This window comes from Cryobacterium serini (genome assembly GCF_004404025.1).
Taxonomy (GTDB): domain Bacteria; phylum Actinomycetota; class Actinomycetes; order Actinomycetales; family Microbacteriaceae; genus Cryobacterium; species Cryobacterium serini.
Genome location: NZ_SOHN01000016.1, coordinates 178480 through 197436 on the forward strand (window position 1 = coordinate 178480; position 18957 = coordinate 197436).

The window sequence follows — 18957 nt, forward strand, 5'->3', positions numbered from 1 at the left end:
GTGCCGCCATCTTCAACGAGTGCCGCGAGCTTATCTGGCCGCTCCGGCCGACTCCGGCGACGCGATCTGGACCATTCACGATCGTCGGGGTACGGTGGCGACACCTGGCATGAACCGAGGAGGCCCCGTGATCATCAATCATCTGCTCGCCGTCGTGCCGGTGACCGATTTTGATGCTGCACACCGCTGGTACGAACGACTTCTCGGGCGCCCAGCCGACAACGCTCCAATGGCCGGCCTGCTCGTGGAATGGCAGGTGACCGAGAACGGATGGCTGCAGCTCACGCACGATGAGACCCGCGCCGGCACCGGTCTGCTGAATTTCGCCGTCGATGACCTGCCGGCGCACCTCGCCGAATTGAACGATCGCGGGTTGTACCCGGGCGAGATCGTGCAGGTGAACAAGGGCGTTCAGCTCTCTACCATCGTCGACCCGGAGGGCAACAGGATCACCTTCATCGGTGACTTTCGGGTCGTGTATTAGCGGCAAAGTCCAGCGGTTACGGCTAGCCTGAACGGCTAATGCTTCGCCTCGCGCGGGTGCCCCGAGATGTCTACGCCCCATCCACAGGGCGTTTCCGCCTCGCGCGGGACTTGCGCCGCTGCGCGGGAGGCGCAACTGCCGCGCACTGGCGCAGGTCCAGCGGGTCGTGTCACGCCGGTGTTTCGACCAGGCCGTAGCTCCCGCTTACTGGCGCAACACCCGCGCAGCGGCCTCGGCAGGAGTGGCCCCTAGGCCGTACCTCCCGCACAACGGACCACCACCCGCGCAGCGCGACGCGACCCGATGGATGCCCGCTGCCGCAGTTCCCGCGCACCGGCGCACCTCCCGCGTACCGGCGCAACACCCGCGCACCGGCGTACCTCCCGCGCAGCCGCGCAACACCCGCGCACCGGCGTACCTCCCGCGGACCCGCGCACCGGCGTACCTCCCGCGCAGCCGCGCAACAACAGCGGGGGGCGCGTCGCGGCACCCGTTGGGGAAGCTGGCACGCGTTCCTCGGGATGCCCGCTTCCCTAACGCTTGCCGCGAACTCACCAGCCACTTCGGGGGACACGCAGTGACCTGCAGGATGTGCGCGGGGTTTCGCGCGCGGCGACCGGTCAGGTGGTCGGGGCGGGGATAACCACCATGGGTGACTGGATGTTCAGCACGATCGAGTGACTCACCGAACCGAGCAGCAGTTTCGAGATGCCCTTCTGCCCGTGGTCGCCAACGACGAGCAGCGCGGCCCCCCGGGCTGCGTCGAGCAGCGCCGATTGCGGGGCACCGCGCACCAGCGAGGCCCGAATCGAGAGGTCCGGATAACGGCGGGCCACGGTGAGTAGTGATTCATCGAGGATGCGCCGGTGGGAGTTTTCCAGCGTCTGCAGCAACCGAGCGTCGGGTTCGGTCGTATCGCGCCAGACGAGCGGCTCCTGCCACGCGTGGATGGCGTGAAGTTCCTGGCCGGTGCGGTCGGCCTCCGTTGCGGCGAAGTCCACGGCGGCGTTCGAGGCCGCAGATCCGTCGACGCCGACCACGACCCCCGCGTGGTGTTTGCTGTCGCTCTCCGGGATAATCGCGATCGGTCCCCGAGCCGAACCGGCCAGTCGGGCGCCCATCGACCATTCGTAGCGCAGGGTCGAGCCGCGGCGACGGTGCGTTCCGACCACAACGATGGTGTCGCATCCGCTCAACGCGCGCAGTTCGGTGATCGGGTCCCCGGAACGCAGGTCGGCGTGCACGGTGAGATTGGGGTATTGCGCGCTCACCCGATCGGCGTCGTCCTTGAGCGCCTCGCGGGCGCGCACGTTGGTGGACTCCTCGGTGAAGTAGTCCGCCGACGACACCGTGCGGTCAAGGATGCGCACCAGGGTGAGCTCGCCCTCGTTGCAGCGGGCGAGTGACCAATCCAAGGCTGCCCGAGCGGGGTTCGACCCATCCCAGGCGACCACCGTCTGGTTCCGTGTGAGCGTGTTGGTCATGAGCTCAATCCCTTCTCCGGTGGTGGGCCACGAGCGGGAATGTCGTGTGAGGGTCACCAGCGAGTGTTCTTCACGTTAGCCATCGCCAGCACCGCCGAGTAGGGCCTTAAGTCACGTCCCGCCCGATGATTCAAACGGATGCCGCAGCCTGCGTGCGCACCCGCAGCATGGCGCCCCACGCCTCGGCGCGGCGAACCTCGCCCGGTACCAGGGTCACCTCGGCCGGGGCCAGTCCACGCCCGATCGCTTCCGCGACGAGACGGGTGTTGCCGTACATCGATTCGTAGACGATCAGGGCGCGCATGAAAACCTTCAGGGAAAACGTTGTTAGCGGGTAATGACAACCTTGAGTGCTTTTGTTTCGGCGGCACGGCTGAAGGTGTCGTAGGCCTCGAGGAACTGGTCGAAGGTGAAGTGGTGCGTGGCTAGTTTTTCGGCCTGCAGCTTCTTGCTCGCGACGAGCTTGAGCAGCATCTTCGTGGTGTTGGCATTGACCAGCCCCATGCTGATGTTGATGTTCTGAATCCAGAGGTTTTCGAGGTGTAGGTCGACCGGCTGGCCGTGCACGCCGACGTTGGCGATGTTGCCGCCCGGGCGCACGATCTCGGTGGCCATGGTGAAGGTCGCCGGAATGCCGACGGCCTCAATAGCGACGTCGACGCCGGCGCCGTCGGTCAGGGCCAGAACCTGTTCTTTCCAATCGGCGGCCCCGGAGACGACGGTGTCGGTCGCGCCGAAGTCGCGCGCGCGCTCGAGACGGTTCTCGTCAAGGTCGATCGCGATGATGCTGGCTGCGCCGTACAGGCCGGCGGTGGCAATGGCGGCCAAGCCGACCGGGCCTGCGCCGATGACGGCGACGACATCGCCGGGCTTGACCTGGCCGTACTGCACGCCGATTTCAAAACCGGTCGGCAGAATGTCGCTGAGCATGACGCCCTGGTCATCGCTGACGCCCTCCGGAAGCTTGTGCAGGGAGTTGTCGGCGTAGGGCACGCGCACGAACTCGGCCTGGGTGCCGTCGATCAGGTGGCCGAAGACCCAGCCGATGCCGGAGGCACCCTCGTCGCCGAGGCAGTGCGAGTAGAGGCCGTTGCTGCAATTACTGCAGTGTCCGCAGCTCTTGATGCAGGAGATGATGACGCGATCGCCGACTTTCAGGTTGCTGACCGCTGAACCGACCTCAGTGATGGTGCCAACGCCCTCATGGCCGAGGATGCGCCCGACGGTCACAGCGGGTACGTCACCCTTGAGAATGTGCAGGTCGGTGCCGCAGATCGTCGTCGTGTCCACGCGCACGATGGCGTCGGTCGGGCTGTGCAATGTCGGGTCGGGAACGTCGGTCCAGCTCTTCTGGCCGGGGCCACCATAAACGAGTGCCTTCACGGGTTTCTCCTTGATTCTTAGATTATGGGCGGGCAAAAAACCTGTCAGGGCTACGGTACGACCGAGCGGTGGCCGCCGACTAGGGCCGAAAGTCCCGCCCAGACGGGGTCGCAGATTAGTCACCTAATCGGGACTTCCGGCCCTACGTGTTGGCACGGGCGGCTGACAGAATAGGCGTGAGGCGATGGGGCATCAGCTCCTCCTTCGTGGCGGAGGACTCCACCGTTGCGACCTGCGATCAAGAACGAGGTAGAGCAATGAACCGGATGATTGTGGTTGGCATCGATGATTCGGCCGCCGGCGAGACCGCCCTCGCGTGGGCCATGGCCCGGGCCGACAGTGTCAAAAGTCCGGTGACGCTCATGCACACCGTGTATGAAACCTGGCTGGCCGACGGATACGGCTACTACGACAGCATTCTCGACGCCGAGAAGAAGCTGCTCGCCAAGGCCGGCGCCCGCGCCGAGGCCCTCGCGCCCGCGGTCACCACCCAGACCGAGTTGCGCACGGGGAGTGCGCCGCGCGTGCTCAGCGAGCTGTCGAAAGACGCGGCCCTCATCGTCGTCGGCACCGATCAAAAGGGCCGGGTTGAGGGGGAACTGTTCGGGAGTGTGAGCCTGCAGGTCGCGGCGCTGTCAACCTGCCCGGTCGCCGTCATCCCCTCGCTGCCCGAAACCGAGCGAAGCGGCGTCTACGTCGGCGTCGACGGCTCCGCGGACTCGGTCGTCGCCGTGGCGTTCGCCGCCGCCGAGGCCGACCGCACCGGTCAGGAACTTTATGCCCTCTACGCCGTGCACCTGCCGAATCGGCGGGTATTGCGCAGCATTCCAGCCGACGCCGTGACCGAGCGCATGGAAGAGGAACGTGTGGTGCTCGCCGAGTCCGTGGCGGGTCTGACAACTCAATACCCCGACCTGGTGGTGCATCAGGTTCTCGAGACCGACGAGTCGCCGGCCAGGGCACTCGTTGCGGCCGCGAAAAAGGCCCAGTTGCTCGTCGTGGGAAGCCGGGGCCGGGGCTCGCTGCAGCGCCTGCTGATGGGGTCGGTCAGCCACGAGGTGCTGCTGCACATCCCGTGCCCGACGATTGTCACCAGAACCACCCATAAGTAGCTCTGCCGCTACGAAGTCGTGCCAAGGTTAGAGCACCAGATGGCATGAGGGCGGGGAAACGATGACGGATCAGACCGCCGCCGAACTCGCCCGCACCCAGGACCGCATGCGCGGTCTGCTCGACGCTGTCGTTTCAGTGGCCGAAGACCTCAGCCTGGAGGCCGTGCTGGAACGCGTCATCACCGCGGCCTGCGAACTCGTGCAGGCGCGGTACGGTGCCCTGGGCGTGATCGGCACTGGTCAGGCCCTCAGTCACTTCGTCACCGTCGGCTTCGACGAGGAGACCGTTCGGCAGATCGGGGCGCTTCCGGTCGGGCACGGCGTGCTCGGGTTGCTCATCCGGGAACCGCACCCCATTCGTCTGCATGACCTGCACGACCACCCCGACTCCTTCGGCTTTCCTGCCCATCACCCGCCGATGAAATCGTTCCTCGGCGTTCCGGTGCGGGTGCGCGACACTGTCTTCGGCAACCTGTATCTCACCGAGAAGGAGGGTGGCGGCGACTTCACGGACGAAGACCAGGAACTCGCCGTCGCGCTCGCCGCGGCCGCCGGCGTCACGATCGAGAACGCGCGTCTCTACGATGAGTCCCGCGCCCGCTCCCGTTGGCTTGAGGCGGTCGCTGCGATGGGTCGCGACCTGCTGCGCCCCGTTGACGGCGAGGGCAACGGCCTCGACCTTGTCGTTCAGCGAGCACTCGTGGCGTCCGGCGCCGACCTGGCCGTGATCGGGTTTCCCACCGACGACAGCCTGTACTGCGCCGCAGCAGCCGGCACGGCGGCGACCGGTGCTGCCGCGTCAGCATTGGTCGGAACGACCGTGTTGCTGCAGGCCGGCGTGCTCAGCGAGTTGCAGGCCACCGGCCACTCCGCCACGCTCGTCAAGCCGCCCCTGCAGGGTGCGGATGCCGCAGTCGGCTCGGCCGCCGCGTGGTCGCGCCTGGGGTCCACGCTCATTGCTGCCCTGGGCCCAGCTGGGGAGGGGCAGGGTGTGATTCTGCTGTCGCGAGCACCGGCATCCGCTGAATACAGCCTCACCGATGTGGAAATGAGCGCGGTCTTCGGTACCCAGATGTCACTCGCCCTTGAACTGGCCTCGGTGCATCGTATGCGCGAAGAGCAGGCCGTGCTCGGTGACCGTGACCGTATTGCCCGTGACCTGCACGACCTGGTCATTCAGCGGCTATTTGCCGCGGGTCTCAGCATGCAGAGTCTACGGCGGTTCACCAATGATCCGATCGCGCTGGATCGCATCAACGCGGTCACAAACGAGCTCGATGACACCATTCGGGAGCTGCGCGACACGATTTATTCGCTGCGCGGAATGGCGCAAGACACCGGCACGCTGAGCAGTCGCATTCTGGCCGTGATTAAAGAGGGGGCGGCGAGCCTGCCGTTCGCGCCGCGCATCCGCTTGTCTGGGCCGATCGATGCGCCGCTCGCCGATGATCTCAGCAGCAGCCTGCTGGCCGTGATCTCGGAGGGGCTCAGCAACGCGGCGCGGCATTCAGAGGCGAGCACAATCGACATTTCGGTTGACGCTCAGAATGATCGGATCAAGTTGGTCATCGCCGATAACGGCTGCGGTTTCAGTAAACTCAACCGGCGCAGCGGCCTGGACAACCTCAAAGAGCGGGCGATGCTCCTCGGCGGAAAATTCTCGGTGCGCAGCGTTGTGGGCGAGGGAACGCGGCTGCGCTGGTCCGCACCGGTTCCGGAGGTTACCGTTGGTGTTCGTCTCCACGTTTCGCAACGTACACGGCAGCCTGGGTTCGGCGCTGAAAATCCAGTTTCGCCAGCATCGAAGACACGTAGTTCTTGACGGTCTTTTCGGCCAGAAACATGGTTTGCCCGATCTCACGGTTGGTCAGGCCCTCGCCGATCAGGTCGAGCACCTTGCGCTCCTGCGCGGTGAGGGAGGCGAGGCGCACGTTTTGTGGATCGGCCAGGCCCGCGATGATGCCCGCCTTGACCGCGGGGTCGAACAGGGATTCACCGGCGGCAGCGCGGCGGATCTTGCCGAGCAGGTCGGTGCTGCGGATCTCTTTCAGCACGTAGCCGGCCGCGCCCGCCAACACCGCGCCGCGCAACGCCTGCTCGTCGTCGTAGCTCGTGAGAATGAGGCACTGCAAGGCCGGATTGACCGAGCGCACGTCGCGACAGACTTCGATGCCGGTGCCGTCGGGCAGGCGGGCGTCGAGAATGGCCACGTCGGGGCGTAACTTCGGAATCAGGACGGTGGCTTCCGCGGCCAGGCCGGAGTCGGCGACGACGTCGAAACCTTCACCCTCGAGCAGTTCACGCAGGCCGCGCCGCACCAACTCGTGGTCGTCGAGAATGAAAACGCGGATGGGAACGGCGGGCGCTGTCTCGATGGTCGGTCGCGGCGCGCTGTGCGGCAGGTTCATGGTGGTCCTTCCCGCACGGGCACGCTGGCTCGATACGTCTTATCAGTGTTGCGTGCGGCTGGGCCCGGCGACTAGGGCCAAAGGTCCGGTCCTTTACGAACGCACCAGCCGCGCAATGGCCGCCGAGGCCTCCTTCAGCTTGGCCTCGGCTTCGGTGCCACCGGCCATGGCCGCGTGCAGGACACAGTGGTTGAGGTGATCATCGAGCAGGCCGAGAGCGACCGATTCAAGAGCACTCGTCATGGCGGAAATCTGGGTCAGAATGTCGATGCAGTATTTGTCGTCGGTGACCATGCCCTGCAGGCCGCGAGCCTGGCCCTCGATGCGGCGAAGTCGCTTGAGATAGGCGTCCTTGTTCGAGATGTAGCCGTGCGGGCCGTCGTGGGTCTCGGAATCGCTCATAACACTGTCCTCTGCGTTGCTCGTGAACCCCATACCCAAGTGTACCCCCTCGGGGTATAGTGGGGAAAACGGTACCCCCAAGGGGTATGCTCGAATGAGTACCCATCCGAGGATACAAGACAGTGAGGAACGACCATGAGCATAACGACCGCGTACGGCGTTGACGGAATGACCTGCGGCCACTGTGTCGCGAGCGTGACCGAAGAGATCGCAGCTCTTGCGGGCGCCGAAAACGTCACCGTAGAACTCGTCAAAGGCGGCACCTCGCAGGTCACCGTGACGAGCACGTCGGAACTCGACCGAACCCTGGTCGCCGCGGCCGTTGAGGAGGCGGGCTACCAGTTGGTAGCCGCTGCCTGATGACCGCCGGCCAACAGGTTGACCTGCTCGTTGGGGGCATGACCTGCACCTCGTGCGCTGCCCGCATTGAGAAGAAGCTCAACCGGATGCCCGGGGTCGAAGCCAGCGTCAACTACGCCACCGAGAAGGCGAGCGTGTTCGTGCCAGAGGGGACCAGCGTCGACGACGCCATCAAGACCATCGAAGCCACCGGCTACACGGCCGCGCTGCCGGCCCCTGTTGTCACTCAGGATGCCGGCTCCCTCGAGGTGTCTGCCCTGCGGCAGCGCCTGCTAGTCTCGGCCGCGCTGACCCTGCCGGTTGCTGCACTGTCGATGATTCCCGTGCTGCAATTCACGAACTGGCAGTGGCTGGCCCTTACCCTGGCGGCTCCGGTCGCCATTTGGGGCGCCTGGCCGTTCCACCGCGCCGCCTGGGTGAACGCCCGCCACGGCGCCGCAACCATGGATACCCTGGTCAGCGTCGGCGTGCTCGCCGCCCTCGGCTGGTCGCTCTACGCCCTGTTCTTTGGCATGGCCGGCATGGCCGGAATGACCATGAGCTTCACCTTCTCGGCCACCCCTGGTAGTGGCGCCGACGAGATCTATCTCGAGGTCGCATCCGCTGTCACGGTGTTTATTCTGGCCGGTCGCTATGCGGAGGCACGGGCCAAACGCAACTCCGGCGCGGCCCTCACGGCGCTGTTGGAGCTCGGTGCGAAGGAGACCACCCTGCTGAGGGACGGCGTGGAGAGCAGCATTAGCACCGCCCTGCTTGTGGTTGGTGACCAGTTTGTCGTAAGGCCGGGGGAGAAGGTTGCGACCGACGGGGTGATCGTCGATGGCTCGAGTGCTATCGATGCGAGCCTGCTGACCGGCGAATCGGTGCCCCTCGAGGTGGGGCCCGGCGATAGCGTTGTCGGTGCCACGCTGAACTCCGGCGGAAGGCTCGTCGTGCGGGCGACGCAGGTCGGCGCCAATACCGAGCTGGCCCAGATCGGCCGACTGGTCGAGCGGGCGCAGACCGGCAAGGCCGAGGTGCAGCGCCTGGCCGACCGGGTTTCCGGCATCTTCGTGCCGATCGTGATCGGCCTCGCCCTGGCCACGCTGGCCGGCTGGCTGCTGGTCGGCGCCGGGCCGGCCATGGCATTCACCGCGGCCGTGGCGACACTTATCATCGCCTGCCCGTGCGCGCTCGGGCTCGCCACGCCGACCGCCCTGCTGGTGGGCACCGGGCGCGGCGCGCAGCTGGGCATTCTGATCAAGGGTCCGCAGGTTCTCGAGTCCACGCGCAGTGTCGACACGATCGTTCTCGACAAGACCGGAACGGTCACGACCGGGCGCATGACGCTGTCGACCGTGGAGGCGTACGAATGTGGTTCTGAAGACGAGCTGCTGCGGCTGGCCGGGGCTGCGGAAAGTGGGTCGGAGCATCCGATTGCACGGGCGATCACGGCGGGTGCTCGTTCGCGTTTGGGTGCGGTGCCGTCGTCTTCGGCGTTCCTGTCGGACCAGGGGCTTGGGGTGCAGGCCACGGTTGACGGCCGGCAGATCCTGGTCGGGCGTCCGGTGTGGCTCATCGATCGGTGGGGACTAACCGTTCCGATCGCGATGCAGGCCGTGATGGGTACCGCCGAGGGGCTCGGCAAGACCGCCGTCATGGTGGCGTGGGACGGTCAGGTGCGCGGTGTGATCACCGTCGCCGACACTCTGAAGCCCACGAGCGTCGCTGCGGTTGCCCGGTTTCGCGCGCTCGGGCTGACGCCCTTGCTGGTAACGGGTGACAATGCTGCCGCAGCGCAGAGTGTCGCGGCTGCGTGCGGCATCACCGACGTCACCGCCGGGGTGCTGCCCGCCGATAAGGCGCGGGTGATTCGGGAGTTGCAGGCGAAAGGGCACGTGGTCGCGATGGTCGGCGACGGCGTGAACGATGCCGTCGCTTTAGCCACCGCTGACCTCGGCATTGCGATGGGGTCTGGCACCGACGTCGCCATTGAGGCGAGCGACCTCACCCTGATGCGGAGCGATCTGCTGGCCGCAGCAGACGCCATCCGTTTGTCGCGCCGCACCCTCTCGACGATCAAAGCCAACCTGTTCTGGGCCTTCGCCTACAACGTTGCGGCGATACCGCTCGCGATGGCCGGTTTGCTCAATCCCCTGATCGCCGGCGCTGCGATGGCCTTGTCGTCGGTCTTCGTAGTGACCAACAGCCTGCGCCTGCGCGGGTTTCGGGCGCTGCCCGTAGCCTGAGCGTTGCTTTCCGGGCGTTGCTCGCCTGGGCGTTGCTTTCCGGGCCCGGGCCCGGAAAGCGGGCCCATGTTTTATCGTGGGCCCGGTTGCGTAAGGTGGGCCCGGGCAAGCGGATACCGCGCTGGCCCGGGCTTGTGCTTGTGTGCACATACCCCTTGGGGTATCCTTTCATTGGAGGCACACGTGAAAATAATTATTGTAGGCGGAGTTGCGGGCGGAATGTCGGCGGCCACCAGGTTGCGCCGGCTCGACGAGAGCGCCGAGATCATCGTGTTCGAGCGCGGACACTACGTATCGTTCGCGAACTGTGGCCTGCCGTATTTCGTGGGGGGAATCATCCGCAATCGCGATGAACTGCTGCTGCAGACCCCCGAATCCCTCGAGGCCCGCTTCGGGCTCGACGTGCGCATCGACACCGAGGTCGTGCAGATCGACCGACAAGCCCAGACCGTCTCGGTGCGCAATATGCTTACCGATGAAGAAAGCGTCGAGCACTACGACCGCCTCGTGCTCGCCGCCGGCGCTTCGGCCCGCTCGGGGGCGACTGAAAGCACGATTCCCACCCACACGCTGCGCACCGTCGACGACGTCGACCACATCAGCGCGGTGCTGACGAGCGCCGCAGCGGCATCCGCTGTCGTGATCGGCGGCGGATTCATCGGCCTCGAAGCCGTTGAAAACCTCGTGCACCGCGGCGTACACGTGACGCTCGTGCAGCGGGGGCCGCAGATCTTCACCCCACTCGACCCCGAAATGGCGGCGCCCGTGCTCGACCGGCTGTTCGAGCGCGGCGTCGACGTGCGACTGAACACCACGGTCACCGGGGGTTCCGGGAACAGCGTCGAGCTCAGTGACGGAACATCCGTGCCGGCCGACCTCGTGATCGACGCGAGCGGCGTGCGCCCAGACGTGACTCTCGCCCAGCAGGCCGGCCTCCGCATCGGCGCGGGCGGCGGCGTCTGGGTCGACGGCACGCAGGCCACAAGCGATCCGCTCATCTTCGCGGTCGGCGACGGTGTCGAGAAAACGGATGCCGTCAACGGCTCCGGCACCCTCGTTACCATGGCCGGACTCGCCAACCGCCACGGCCGCTCGGTCGCCGACAGTATCGCAGGCACCCCCGAGCAGGCAGCCCCGGCCCTCGGTACTGGAATTCTCGGGATCTTCGGCCTCACCGTAGCGCTGGTCGGCTGGAACGAAAAACGCCTCGTCGCCACCGGGCGCGCCCACCGCATCGTGCACACGCACCCGGCCAACCACGCGGGCTACTTCCCCGGCGCTGAGGGAATGTCGATCAAGCTGCTCATCGATGCTGAGACTGACGCCATTTTGGGCGCGCAGATTGTGGGCGGCGCTGGGGTGGACAAGCGCATCGACGTGATCGCGGTCGCGATGGCGGCGGGGCTGAGCGCATCCGCTTTGACCCGTCTCGAACTCGCCTACGCGCCGCAGTATGCTTCGGCGAAAGACCCGATCAACCAGCTCGGCTACGTCGCCGACAACCTCGCGCAGGGCACGAGCGTGAACCTCCAGTGGCATGAACTGGCGGCGGCACGCGCGGCGGGCGCCGCGCTCGTTGACGTTCGCTCCGCCGGCGAATTTGCCGCGGGCAGCATCCCGGGCGCGATCAACCTGTCGCTCGACGACCTGCGCGAGCGGCTCGTCGAGCTGCCGCGGGTGCCGCTGATCGTGCACTGCCAGGTCGGCCAGCGCGGCCACACCGCCGCGCGCATCCTCACCCAGCGCGGATTCGACGTGCAGAACCTCGACGGCGGCTACCGCACCTGGCTCGCCGGAACGTCTAATCTTGTTGTTTCCCCCACTGCTGAAAGGGTCCTCGTATGAAAGAGATCACCGTCACCGAGCTCTCGGCGCTCGACGCGCCCGTCGTCATCGACGTGCGCGAACCCGGAGAGTACGAAGCCGCCCACGTACCCGGCGTCATTCACATCCCAATGGGCGAAGTCGTCGAGCGCATGGGTGAGATTCCAGCGGATGTTCCGGTGCACGTCATCTGCGCCGTCGGCGGTCGCAGCGCGCAGGTGACCGAGTACCTCGCGGCCCACGGTCACGACGCCGTGAACATTGCCGGGGGCACCGCTGCCTGGCAGCAGGCCGGGCTTCCGACCGAGCAGGGGGCCTGAGATGGACGACGTTCGGGCCGCCGAGCAGAAGAAGATCCTGAACCGGCTGCGCCGCGCGCAGGGACAGCTGACCGCGGTGATTGCCGCGGTCGAGGGCGGCGGCAACTGCCGTGACGTCGTCACGCAGCTCGCCGCCGTGTCCAGTGCGCTCGACAAAGCGGGTTTCGTCATCGTGTCGACCGCGATGCGCGACTGCCTGGAGAATCCCGATGACGAGAACTCGCTCACGGTAGCCGAGCTCGAGAAGTTGTTCCTGACGCTCGCGTAGCGGTGGGGGTGTGGGGCATCCGCTCCCCGGGGGTGGAACGGGCGGGACTCAGACCGCGGCGGGCACTCCGAGGCCGGCAAGCATCTCGATGACATTGCCCTTGACCTGGTCGCGGATGCGTCGCACCTCGTCGATCGGCTGGCCCGCCGGGTCGACGAGTTTCCAGTCCACGTAGCGTTTGCCGGGATAGATCGGGCAGGCGTCGCCGCACCCCATGGTGATCACGACGTCGGCCGCCTGCACGACATCGTCGGTGAGGGGCTTCGGGAACGACTCGTCGAGCGACAGACCGAGCTCGGTCATGACCGCGACCATTGTGGGGTCCAGCTCCGACGACGGCATCGATCCCGCCGAGCGCACGTGCACGGCGCCACCGGACAGTGTGTTGGTGAACACCGCAGCCATCTGCGACCGGCCGGCATTCTGCTCGCAGACGAAAAGCACTTCGGGTACCGCACGCTCGATGGCGCCCTTGGCCTGGGCGAGCGCGGTGAGGCGCTCGAGCGAAAACCGCGCCGTGCGGGTGGTGAGGTGTGCCTTCACGTTCGAGGTGCGCAGCAGCCCGGTGTAGGACTCGAGCACGTAACGTTCAACGGTTTCGGTGGCGAAAACGCCGTGAAAGCGCTCGGCCAGGTCGCCGGCGAGTCGCTTGAGGGACTCTTCGGGATAGCTGAGGCCGGGAAGCATGGTCTAAGCCTTGACCGGAAGAATCTCGGCGAGGAGCGCCTCGACGCGCGCCTTGATTTCGTCACGAATGGGGCGCACGCTCTCGATGCCCTGGCCGGCCGGGTCGTCCAGCAGCCAGTCCTCGTAGCGCTTGCCGGGAAAGATCGGGCAGGCGTCGCCGCAGCCCATGGTGATCACGACGTCGGACTGCCTGACGGCCTCGGTCGTGAGAATCTTCGGCACGTTGCCGGCGATATCGATGCCCTCCTCGGCCATCGCGGCGATCGCCACCGGGTTGATCTGGTCCTTCGGCTCGGAGCCGGCCGAGAACACGTCGACTCGTCCCTGCGCGAGTGCGGTGAGATAGCCGGCGGCCATCTGTGAGCGGCCGGCGTTGTGCACGCAGACGAACAGTACGGAGGGTTTCATTGGGGTCTTCTTTCGTTTAGACGTGGGTAGGAGCGGATGCCGCGACCGGCGTCGGCGCGTCGGCCGCCGGTATCCGCTCGGGAAACAGGCGGGGCTTGAGCCACAGGGCGACGTAGACGAGGGCGACGAGGGCCGGAACCTCGATCAGCGGACCGACGATGCCGGCCAGGGCCTGGCCGCTGAGGGCACCGAAGGTTCCGATCGCGACGGCGATGGCGAGTTCGAAGTTGTTGCCGGCGGCGGTGAAGGCGAGCGTCGTGGTGCGCTCGTAGGTCATACGCAGCAGGCGTCCGGTCAGGAACCCGACCAGGAACATCACCGCGAAGTAGACCAGCATTGGCAGCGCTATGCGTGCCACGTCGCCGGGATGGTCGATGACCTGCTGGCCCTGCAGGGCGAACAGCATCACGATCGTGAACAACAGGCCCCAGAGGGCGAACGGGCCGACCCGGGGCAAAAACTTAGCCTCGTACCACGCGCGGCCACGGCGAGCCTCGCCGATGCGACGGGACAGGTAACCGGCCAGCAGCGGGATGCCGAGGAACACCAGCACGCTCGCGGTGATGGCCCAGATCGAGAACTCGGCGCTCGTGGTCGGCAGGCCGAGCCAGCCCGGCAGTATTTGCAGGTAGAACCAGCCGAGGGCGCCGAACGCGACGACCTGGAAGACCGAGTTCACGGCCACGAGGAAGGCCGCAGCTTCGCGGTCGCCGCAGGCGAGGTCGTTCCAGATCAGCACCATGGCGATGCAGCGGGCGAGGCCGACGATGATGAGCCCGGTGCGGTATTCCGGCAGGTCGGGCAGAAAAATCCAGGCCAGGGCAAACATGAGCGCGGGTCCGACCAGCCAGTTCAGCAGCAGGGAGGAGACCAGCAGGCGCTTGTCGGCGGCGACGGCGCGGGCATCCGTGTAGCGCACCTTGGCGAGCACGGGGTACATCATGATGAGCAGTCCGATGGCGATCGGCACGCTGATCGACCCGATGGTGAATGCGTGGAGCACGTCACCGACGGCTGGAACGAACACGGCGAGCAGCAGGCCGAGACCCATGGCGGCGAGAATCCAGACCGGCAGCAGCCGGTCCATCGCGCCGAGCCGGGCGGGGGCTGTACCTGTGCTGCTCACGAATCTCCAAGTGTCGACGACAGCGATTCGCGGTAACATTGATCGTTGTCGATGCTAACGCTAGGACATTACATCGACTAATGTCAATCCAAGGAGGATGTGCTCAGATGATGGTTACCCAGACGCTGCCCCTGACCGACATTTCAGCGGATGCCTGCACCTCCTCGTTGGCTCGCGCCGCCATCGCCCCCGAACACGCTGAGACCCTTGCGCGCTCGCTCAAGGCGCTCGCTGACCCGGCGCGGCTGCGCATCATCTCGATTGTGGCCGCCCACGCCGCCGCCGAGGCCTGCGTGTGCGACCTGACCGACCAGCTCACGTTGAGCCAGCCGACCATTTCGCACCATCTCAAGGTTCTCGTCGACGCGGGGTTTCTCACTCGGGTTAAGCGCGGCACCTGGTCGTACTACAGTCTGGTGCCCGGTTCGCTGAACTCCGTCGCCGGGGTGCTCGCCGCGGTCTGACGCAGCATCCGTTCGACCGGCACGATCATTCGAGGCCGCGTGTCTTCGATACGTGCACCGAGGGGGCGTATTCTGGCCACGGCGATGGATCCCGCCCGAGCATCCGCTCAAACTGCCCGCGCTGATGGTTCCTGCTGAGTGCAACAGGTAGGTGAACCATCGCCACGAACAGGCCACGAGCCGTACACCTGCGCTGGCGCTACCTCGGCCTCGTCTTTCTCGGCGGAACCGCGGGCACCGCCCTCCGCCAAGCGCTCGGGCTGCTGTTGCCGCCGGTCGATCTTGCTGCGGGCGCCCACCTGCCGCTGACTACCCTCGGTATCAACGTGCTCGGAGCCCTGCTGCTCGGGTTGCTGCTCGAGGCGCTCGTGCGCCCTGGACCCGACGCCGGCGGCCGCCGTAGCGCGCGCCTGCTGCTCGGTACGGGCCTGCTCGGCGGATTCACGACCTACAGCGCCCTCGCCACCGACAGCGCCCTGCTCCTTCACGGCGGCGCCATCGGAGCGGCCATTGGCTATGCGCTGGGCACGGTACTGCTTGGCGGGCTCGCCACCTGGCTCGGAATCGTGCTGGGCGCGGCGCTGCACCGGCGCGCGGTCGGTGGCGGCGCATCCGCTCGAGGGGAGAACGGATGACCCCGCTACTGTTCCTGGCAGTCGCTGCGGCTGGCGGCCTGGGCGCGTCCGCCCGGCTGTTTCTGGACGGCCTCGTGCGCGCCCGTCTTGGTGGCGCGTTTCCGTACGGCACAACCGTCATCAATGTGAGCGGCTCGCTGCTGCTCGGCCTCGTCACCGGCCTCGCGATGAACCACCTGCTCGCGCCGGATTGGAGCTTCGTGCTCGGCGTCGGCCTGCTCGGTGGGTACACGACGTTCAGCACGGCGAGCTTCGAGACCGTTCGGCTGGCCCAGCAACGGCGGTATCTGGCCGCGCTGGCCAACGGGATCGGCATGCTCGCGGCATCCGTTGTCGCGGCGGCGTTCGGTCTGTGGGCCGGGCTCACGCTCGGCTAGCTTCTCGAACAGCAGGGCACGGCGCAACCGGCCCCGGTCAGCGGAAGCACGGACTCTTGGTGGCTCCTCGCGAGGGTGGTGCGCACCCACCGAGATGTCATATTCGGCCCCTTGGTCGGCACTCATGGGGCCGCACGTGTCGTCTCGCGCCGGGTAGCCCGTGTTCATGGGGCTGATTGCGTCGCCTCGCAGAAGCTGGTCAGCATTCACTGGGTCGAACGCGTCGTCTCCCGGTGGGTGGGCCGGTCACCCGGCGGACTCCTCGAAATAAAGGTGGGCGTGCAGCCGGCAGCCGGGGTTGAATTCGGCGGCGCAGTACAGGCAGCGTTCGACCCGGCGATACTCAGTGATGCTGAGCTCGCGGTGGCAGGCTCCGCATAGAATCGCGAGCTCCGACCACTCGGATTTCGGCCACCGCCGGACCGCATGCGGAACGGACTCTAGCCGCACGGCCTTATCGTGGCACTGAAAGCACGGGTAGTAGCGCCGGCAGCAGGCGAACCTGATCGCCACGATGTCCAGCTCCGAATGAAAGTGGATGCACCGGGTCGCCAAATCGAGAACCGCCCCGAACACGTGCGGCGCAGCATCCGTTCCCGTGGACGCCACGCCGCCATTCGTCGGGGTCGCCCTACCGGCGGCCGCACTCATCGAGCGTTCGGACGGCTTAGGCACCGCACAGTCTGCAGGCATCCCCAGGGTCGCTATTCTGTCGTTCCTGCAGCGATCATCTGCTCAGTGACGAAGGCTTCGAAGGAAGCGGCATCGCTGTTGGAGCCCGAGTACTTCACGCCGTTCACCAGCACCGTCGGGGTTCCCTCGACTGCGTCAATGTCGGAGTTAGGAATCGGGCCGTCGAGCGCGCGCTGCGTCGAGGCGTCGACCCAATCGGAGTAGGTCTGGTCGGCGATGCAGCTGGCGACGTTGCTGGAGGTCACCCCGGCTCCCTGGGCGAGGCTGGTCAGCTCGGCATCGGTCAGTCCGGTTGTGTTCTCGGCGGGCTGATCGGCGAACATGGCCGCGTTGAAGTCGAGAAAGTTGTTGGGGTCATAGTTGGCCACGCAGGCGGCCGCGTTTGCGGCGCGGGTGGCGTATTCGGTGCCCGACGACAGCCGGTCGAGAATCGAGATCGGGTGGATCTCGACCGTGGCGTTGCCAGCGGTGACCCAGTCGGTGATCTGTTCGCCGTTGGTGGACTCGAAGTCGCCACAGATCGGGCACAGGTAGTCGACGTACATCACGATGTTGGCCGTGTCGGAAAGTGCGCTCTGTTCGGTGGCGATGGGGTCGGCGTCAGCTTCGAGGGCGGCCGTCGTGGCGGCGGATACCGTGGTGCCGTCGCTGCCGAGCAGGATGCCGTCGCTGGCCATGTTGGCCGGGCCCGGCGCCGCCTTGGCGGTGACGTTGTTCACGATGACCACGGCAACGATGGCCACCACGGCGAGTAGGCCGATGCCGATGCCGCCGCGCAGAAAGAGTCGGCGGCGTTTGTCCCGCTTGACCTGCTCGGCGCGCATGAGACGCGCAGTTTCGCGGGCGTCTTCGCGCCGGTCCTTCTTGGGCGGGCGGGCCTGGCCGGAAGTGCTCATGCGGAAGTTCACCATTCGTTTATCGCTGCTGTTACCTACGACGTTAGCGGCCCTGCCTCACGGTCCGGTTCAGACGGGCTGGGAGCTGGGTGGGAGCAGACCCGCACGCGGGCGGTTCCGGATGACCGTGGCCAACCGGGAGTCCAGCAAGCAAGCGACGTCTTGTCATCGCCAAGGACCTGACTAGTTACTTTGAGTTTCACCAAACATCGACCCAAGACTCCATTGTCAGGATCCCTGACGCTTCGTTGTCGCAAACAAATCAGCTTATGGATGCGCCACTCATTTGTGCCTTGTTGATTTGTTGGGGGGCAAGTGCGTATTCGATCGCCATGATGCCGGCACCAATCGCTCCAGCGTTTGTCCCCACTCGGGATGCTGCGATAGTGAGGTTCTGGGTGGCCAACGGCATAAAGCGGGAGTACACGACTTCGCGGATGCCGGCAATCAACTGGTCACTGAGCTCGGACAGTGCGCCGCCGACTACGATAACGGACGGGTTGAAGATACTCACGCACATGTTGAGCACCTCGCCGACGTCGCGACCGGCTTGTCTGATCGCTCGCATCGCACTCAGGTCGCCGGTTTTGGCCAGAGCTATGAGCTGATCGACGGATGACAACTCGATCCCCGTTGCGCGAAGATTGGCCATGACCACCGGGATCCCGGCGACGGCTTCGAGGCATCCGGAGTTTCCGCAGCGGCACATGATGCCTGCCCCACGAGTTATCGCGATGTGACCGATATCGCCGGCGCTTCCGTCTTCTCCTCGCTGCAGAGAACCGGCAGAGATGATTCCTGCGCCGATTCCCGTCGAGATCTTGACGAACATCAGATTGCGGACCTCGGGCCAGCCCTTCGACTGCTCACCTAGGGCCATTACGTTCACGTCGTTGTCGACCAAGACAGGGACGTCGAAGGCCCGCTGCAGGTGGCTCGGAACGTCATAGCCGTCCCAGCCCGGCATGATCGGGGGGCTCGTCGGCCGACCGGTCGAGTGTTCCACCGGACCAGGTAAACCGATCCCTATCGCGATGAGGTCTTTGCTGCGATGACTCGTCTGTTCCAGCAGGGCAGCGATGGTATCGGTCACCCAGTCGAGTGATTCTGCAGGACCGGATGCAATATCGCGTTGTGAGCGCTGCGAAATGAGCGCTTCCCCTGAGAGGTCCATCAAGGCCAGTGTCGCGTGACTCGCCCCAAACTGTGCTGCTGCTACGACGCGCGCGCACGCGTTGAGCGCAACCCGAACGGACGGTCTACCGCCGGTGGAGGCAGCCGACTCCGGGGGACGGCGGCGACGTTGAGGCGGCATCCGCTGCCCGGTATTTCAGCAGTCAACTGTACGGAGCAATTTGGCGTGTACGCGCCTAACGCTCACGCCAGCGGCATCCGTTG

The 18957-nt window shown here is 66.1% G+C and carries 22 protein-coding genes and 1 riboswitch; of the genes, 11 read left to right on the top strand and 11 right to left on the bottom strand.

Annotation, left to right across the window (positions count from 1 at the left end):
- The first annotated feature begins 127 nt into the window (after positions 1-127).
- The gene (locus E3T51_RS12845) at positions 128-484 is read left to right on the top strand and encodes a VOC family protein (protein WP_134530170.1); all 357 of its coding nucleotides are present in this window, start codon (positions 128-130) and stop codon (positions 482-484) included.
- 620 nt (positions 485-1104) lie between these two features.
- Here the strand turns inward: E3T51_RS12845 and E3T51_RS12850 are convergent.
- The 3 genes from E3T51_RS12850 to E3T51_RS12860 all read right to left on the bottom strand — a co-directional run bounded on the left by E3T51_RS12850 (position 1105) and on the right by E3T51_RS12860 (position 3351).
- Positions 1105-1968 (bottom strand): universal stress protein, encoded by an 864-nt coding sequence (locus E3T51_RS12850; protein WP_134530171.1) that lies wholly within the window; start codon positions 1966-1968, stop codon positions 1105-1107.
- 130 nt (positions 1969-2098) lie between these two features.
- Positions 2099-2272: a hypothetical protein gene (locus E3T51_RS16955; RefSeq protein WP_198417869.1), complete on the bottom strand. Its 174-nt coding sequence runs from the start codon at positions 2270-2272 to the stop codon at positions 2099-2101.
- 23 nt (positions 2273-2295) lie between these two features.
- The gene (locus tag E3T51_RS12860; RefSeq protein ID WP_134530172.1) at positions 2296-3351 is read right to left on the bottom strand and encodes a zinc-dependent alcohol dehydrogenase family protein; all 1056 of its coding nucleotides are present in this window, start codon (positions 3349-3351) and stop codon (positions 2296-2298) included.
- Positions 3352-3608: 257 nt separating this feature from the next.
- Between E3T51_RS12860 and E3T51_RS12865 the strand changes: the two genes are divergently transcribed.
- The gene (locus E3T51_RS12865) at positions 3609-4463 is read left to right on the top strand and encodes a universal stress protein (RefSeq protein WP_134530173.1); all 855 of its coding nucleotides are present in this window, start codon (positions 3609-3611) and stop codon (positions 4461-4463) included.
- Between the two features lie 61 nt (positions 4464-4524).
- On the top strand, positions 4525-6285 hold the full coding sequence (locus E3T51_RS12870) for a GAF domain-containing sensor histidine kinase (protein ID WP_134530174.1): 1761 nt from the start codon (positions 4525-4527) through the stop codon (positions 6283-6285).
- Here the strand turns inward: E3T51_RS12870 and E3T51_RS12875 are convergent.
- Positions 6185-6871, bottom strand: coding sequence for a response regulator (locus E3T51_RS12875; RefSeq protein ID WP_134530175.1), 687 nt, complete (start codon positions 6869-6871; stop codon positions 6185-6187). The genes E3T51_RS12870 and E3T51_RS12875 overlap by 101 nt on opposite strands.
- 93 nt (positions 6872-6964) lie before the next feature.
- A complete protein-coding gene (locus E3T51_RS12880) occupies positions 6965-7273 on the bottom strand; it encodes a metal-sensitive transcriptional regulator (RefSeq protein ID WP_104192621.1) in 309 nt (102 codons plus the stop codon).
- 135 nt (positions 7274-7408) lie between these two features.
- Here E3T51_RS12880 and E3T51_RS12885 point away from each other — a divergent pair, with 135 nt between their 5' ends.
- From E3T51_RS12885 to E3T51_RS12905, 5 genes are all read left to right on the top strand, one after another.
- Entirely contained in the window at positions 7409-7633 is a 225-nt protein-coding gene (locus E3T51_RS12885) for a heavy-metal-associated domain-containing protein (protein ID WP_104192528.1), read from the top strand.
- Positions 7633-9861: a heavy metal translocating P-type ATPase gene (locus E3T51_RS12890; protein WP_134530176.1), complete on the top strand. Its 2229-nt coding sequence runs from the start codon at positions 7633-7635 to the stop codon at positions 9859-9861. The genes E3T51_RS12885 and E3T51_RS12890 overlap by 1 nt, the downstream gene beginning before the upstream one ends.
- Before the next feature lie 183 nt (positions 9862-10044).
- Entirely contained in the window at positions 10045-11706 is a 1662-nt protein-coding gene (locus tag E3T51_RS12895) for an FAD-dependent oxidoreductase (RefSeq protein WP_134530177.1), read from the top strand.
- Entirely contained in the window at positions 11703-12005 is a 303-nt protein-coding gene (locus E3T51_RS12900; protein ID WP_134530178.1) for a rhodanese-like domain-containing protein, read from the top strand. Before E3T51_RS12895 ends, E3T51_RS12900 begins: the two co-directional genes overlap by 4 nt.
- A 1-nt stretch (position 12006) precedes the next feature.
- Positions 12007-12273, top strand: coding sequence for a metal-sensitive transcriptional regulator (locus E3T51_RS12905; protein ID WP_134530179.1), 267 nt, complete (start codon positions 12007-12009; stop codon positions 12271-12273).
- 48 nt (positions 12274-12321) lie between these two features.
- Here the strand turns inward: E3T51_RS12905 and E3T51_RS12910 are convergent, their stop codons facing one another.
- From E3T51_RS12910 to arsB, 3 genes are read right to left on the bottom strand one after another with little or no spacing between them, the layout of a single operon-like run.
- Entirely contained in the window at positions 12322-12960 is a 639-nt protein-coding gene (locus E3T51_RS12910; RefSeq protein WP_134530180.1) for an arsenate reductase ArsC, read from the bottom strand.
- Positions 12961-12963: 3 nt separating this feature from the next.
- The gene (locus tag E3T51_RS12915) at positions 12964-13368 is read right to left on the bottom strand and encodes an arsenate reductase ArsC (RefSeq protein ID WP_104127764.1); all 405 of its coding nucleotides are present in this window, start codon (positions 13366-13368) and stop codon (positions 12964-12966) included.
- Positions 13369-13384: 16 nt separating this feature from the next.
- Positions 13385-14455, bottom strand: coding sequence for an ACR3 family arsenite efflux transporter (arsB, locus tag E3T51_RS12920; protein ID WP_241989342.1), 1071 nt, complete (start codon positions 14453-14455; stop codon positions 13385-13387).
- 146 nt (positions 14456-14601) lie between these two features.
- Between arsB and E3T51_RS12925 the strand changes: the two genes are divergently transcribed.
- The 3 genes from E3T51_RS12925 to crcB all read left to right on the top strand — a co-directional run bounded on the left by E3T51_RS12925 (position 14602) and on the right by crcB (position 15970).
- On the top strand, positions 14602-14958 hold the full coding sequence (locus E3T51_RS12925; RefSeq protein ID WP_104192535.1) for an ArsR/SmtB family transcription factor: 357 nt from the start codon (positions 14602-14604) through the stop codon (positions 14956-14958).
- 71 nt (positions 14959-15029) lie between these two features.
- Positions 15030-15099, top strand: a riboswitch (Fluoride riboswitch).
- Positions 15100-15146: 47 nt separating this feature from the next.
- Positions 15147-15593 (top strand): CrcB family protein, encoded by a 447-nt coding sequence (locus E3T51_RS12930; RefSeq protein WP_255453242.1) that lies wholly within the window; start codon positions 15147-15149, stop codon positions 15591-15593.
- Positions 15590-15970, top strand: coding sequence for a fluoride efflux transporter CrcB (gene crcB, locus E3T51_RS12935; protein ID WP_134530183.1), 381 nt, complete (start codon positions 15590-15592; stop codon positions 15968-15970). Before E3T51_RS12930 ends, crcB begins: the two co-directional genes overlap by 4 nt.
- 246 nt (positions 15971-16216) lie before the next feature.
- On the opposite strand, the gene E3T51_RS12940 is transcribed toward crcB, so the two are convergent.
- From E3T51_RS12940 to E3T51_RS12950, 3 genes are all read right to left on the bottom strand, one after another.
- Complete coding sequence (locus E3T51_RS12940) at positions 16217-16663, bottom strand: CHY zinc finger protein (protein WP_338145160.1); 447 nt, start codon at positions 16661-16663, stop codon at positions 16217-16219.
- A gap of 11 nt (positions 16664-16674) precedes the next feature.
- Positions 16675-17559, bottom strand: coding sequence for a DsbA family protein (locus E3T51_RS12945; RefSeq protein ID WP_134530185.1), 885 nt, complete (start codon positions 17557-17559; stop codon positions 16675-16677).
- A 262-nt stretch (positions 17560-17821) separates the two neighbouring features.
- A complete protein-coding gene (locus tag E3T51_RS12950; protein WP_134530186.1) occupies positions 17822-18874 on the bottom strand; it encodes an ROK family protein in 1053 nt (350 codons plus the stop codon).
- Positions 18875-18957 lie beyond the last annotated feature (83 nt).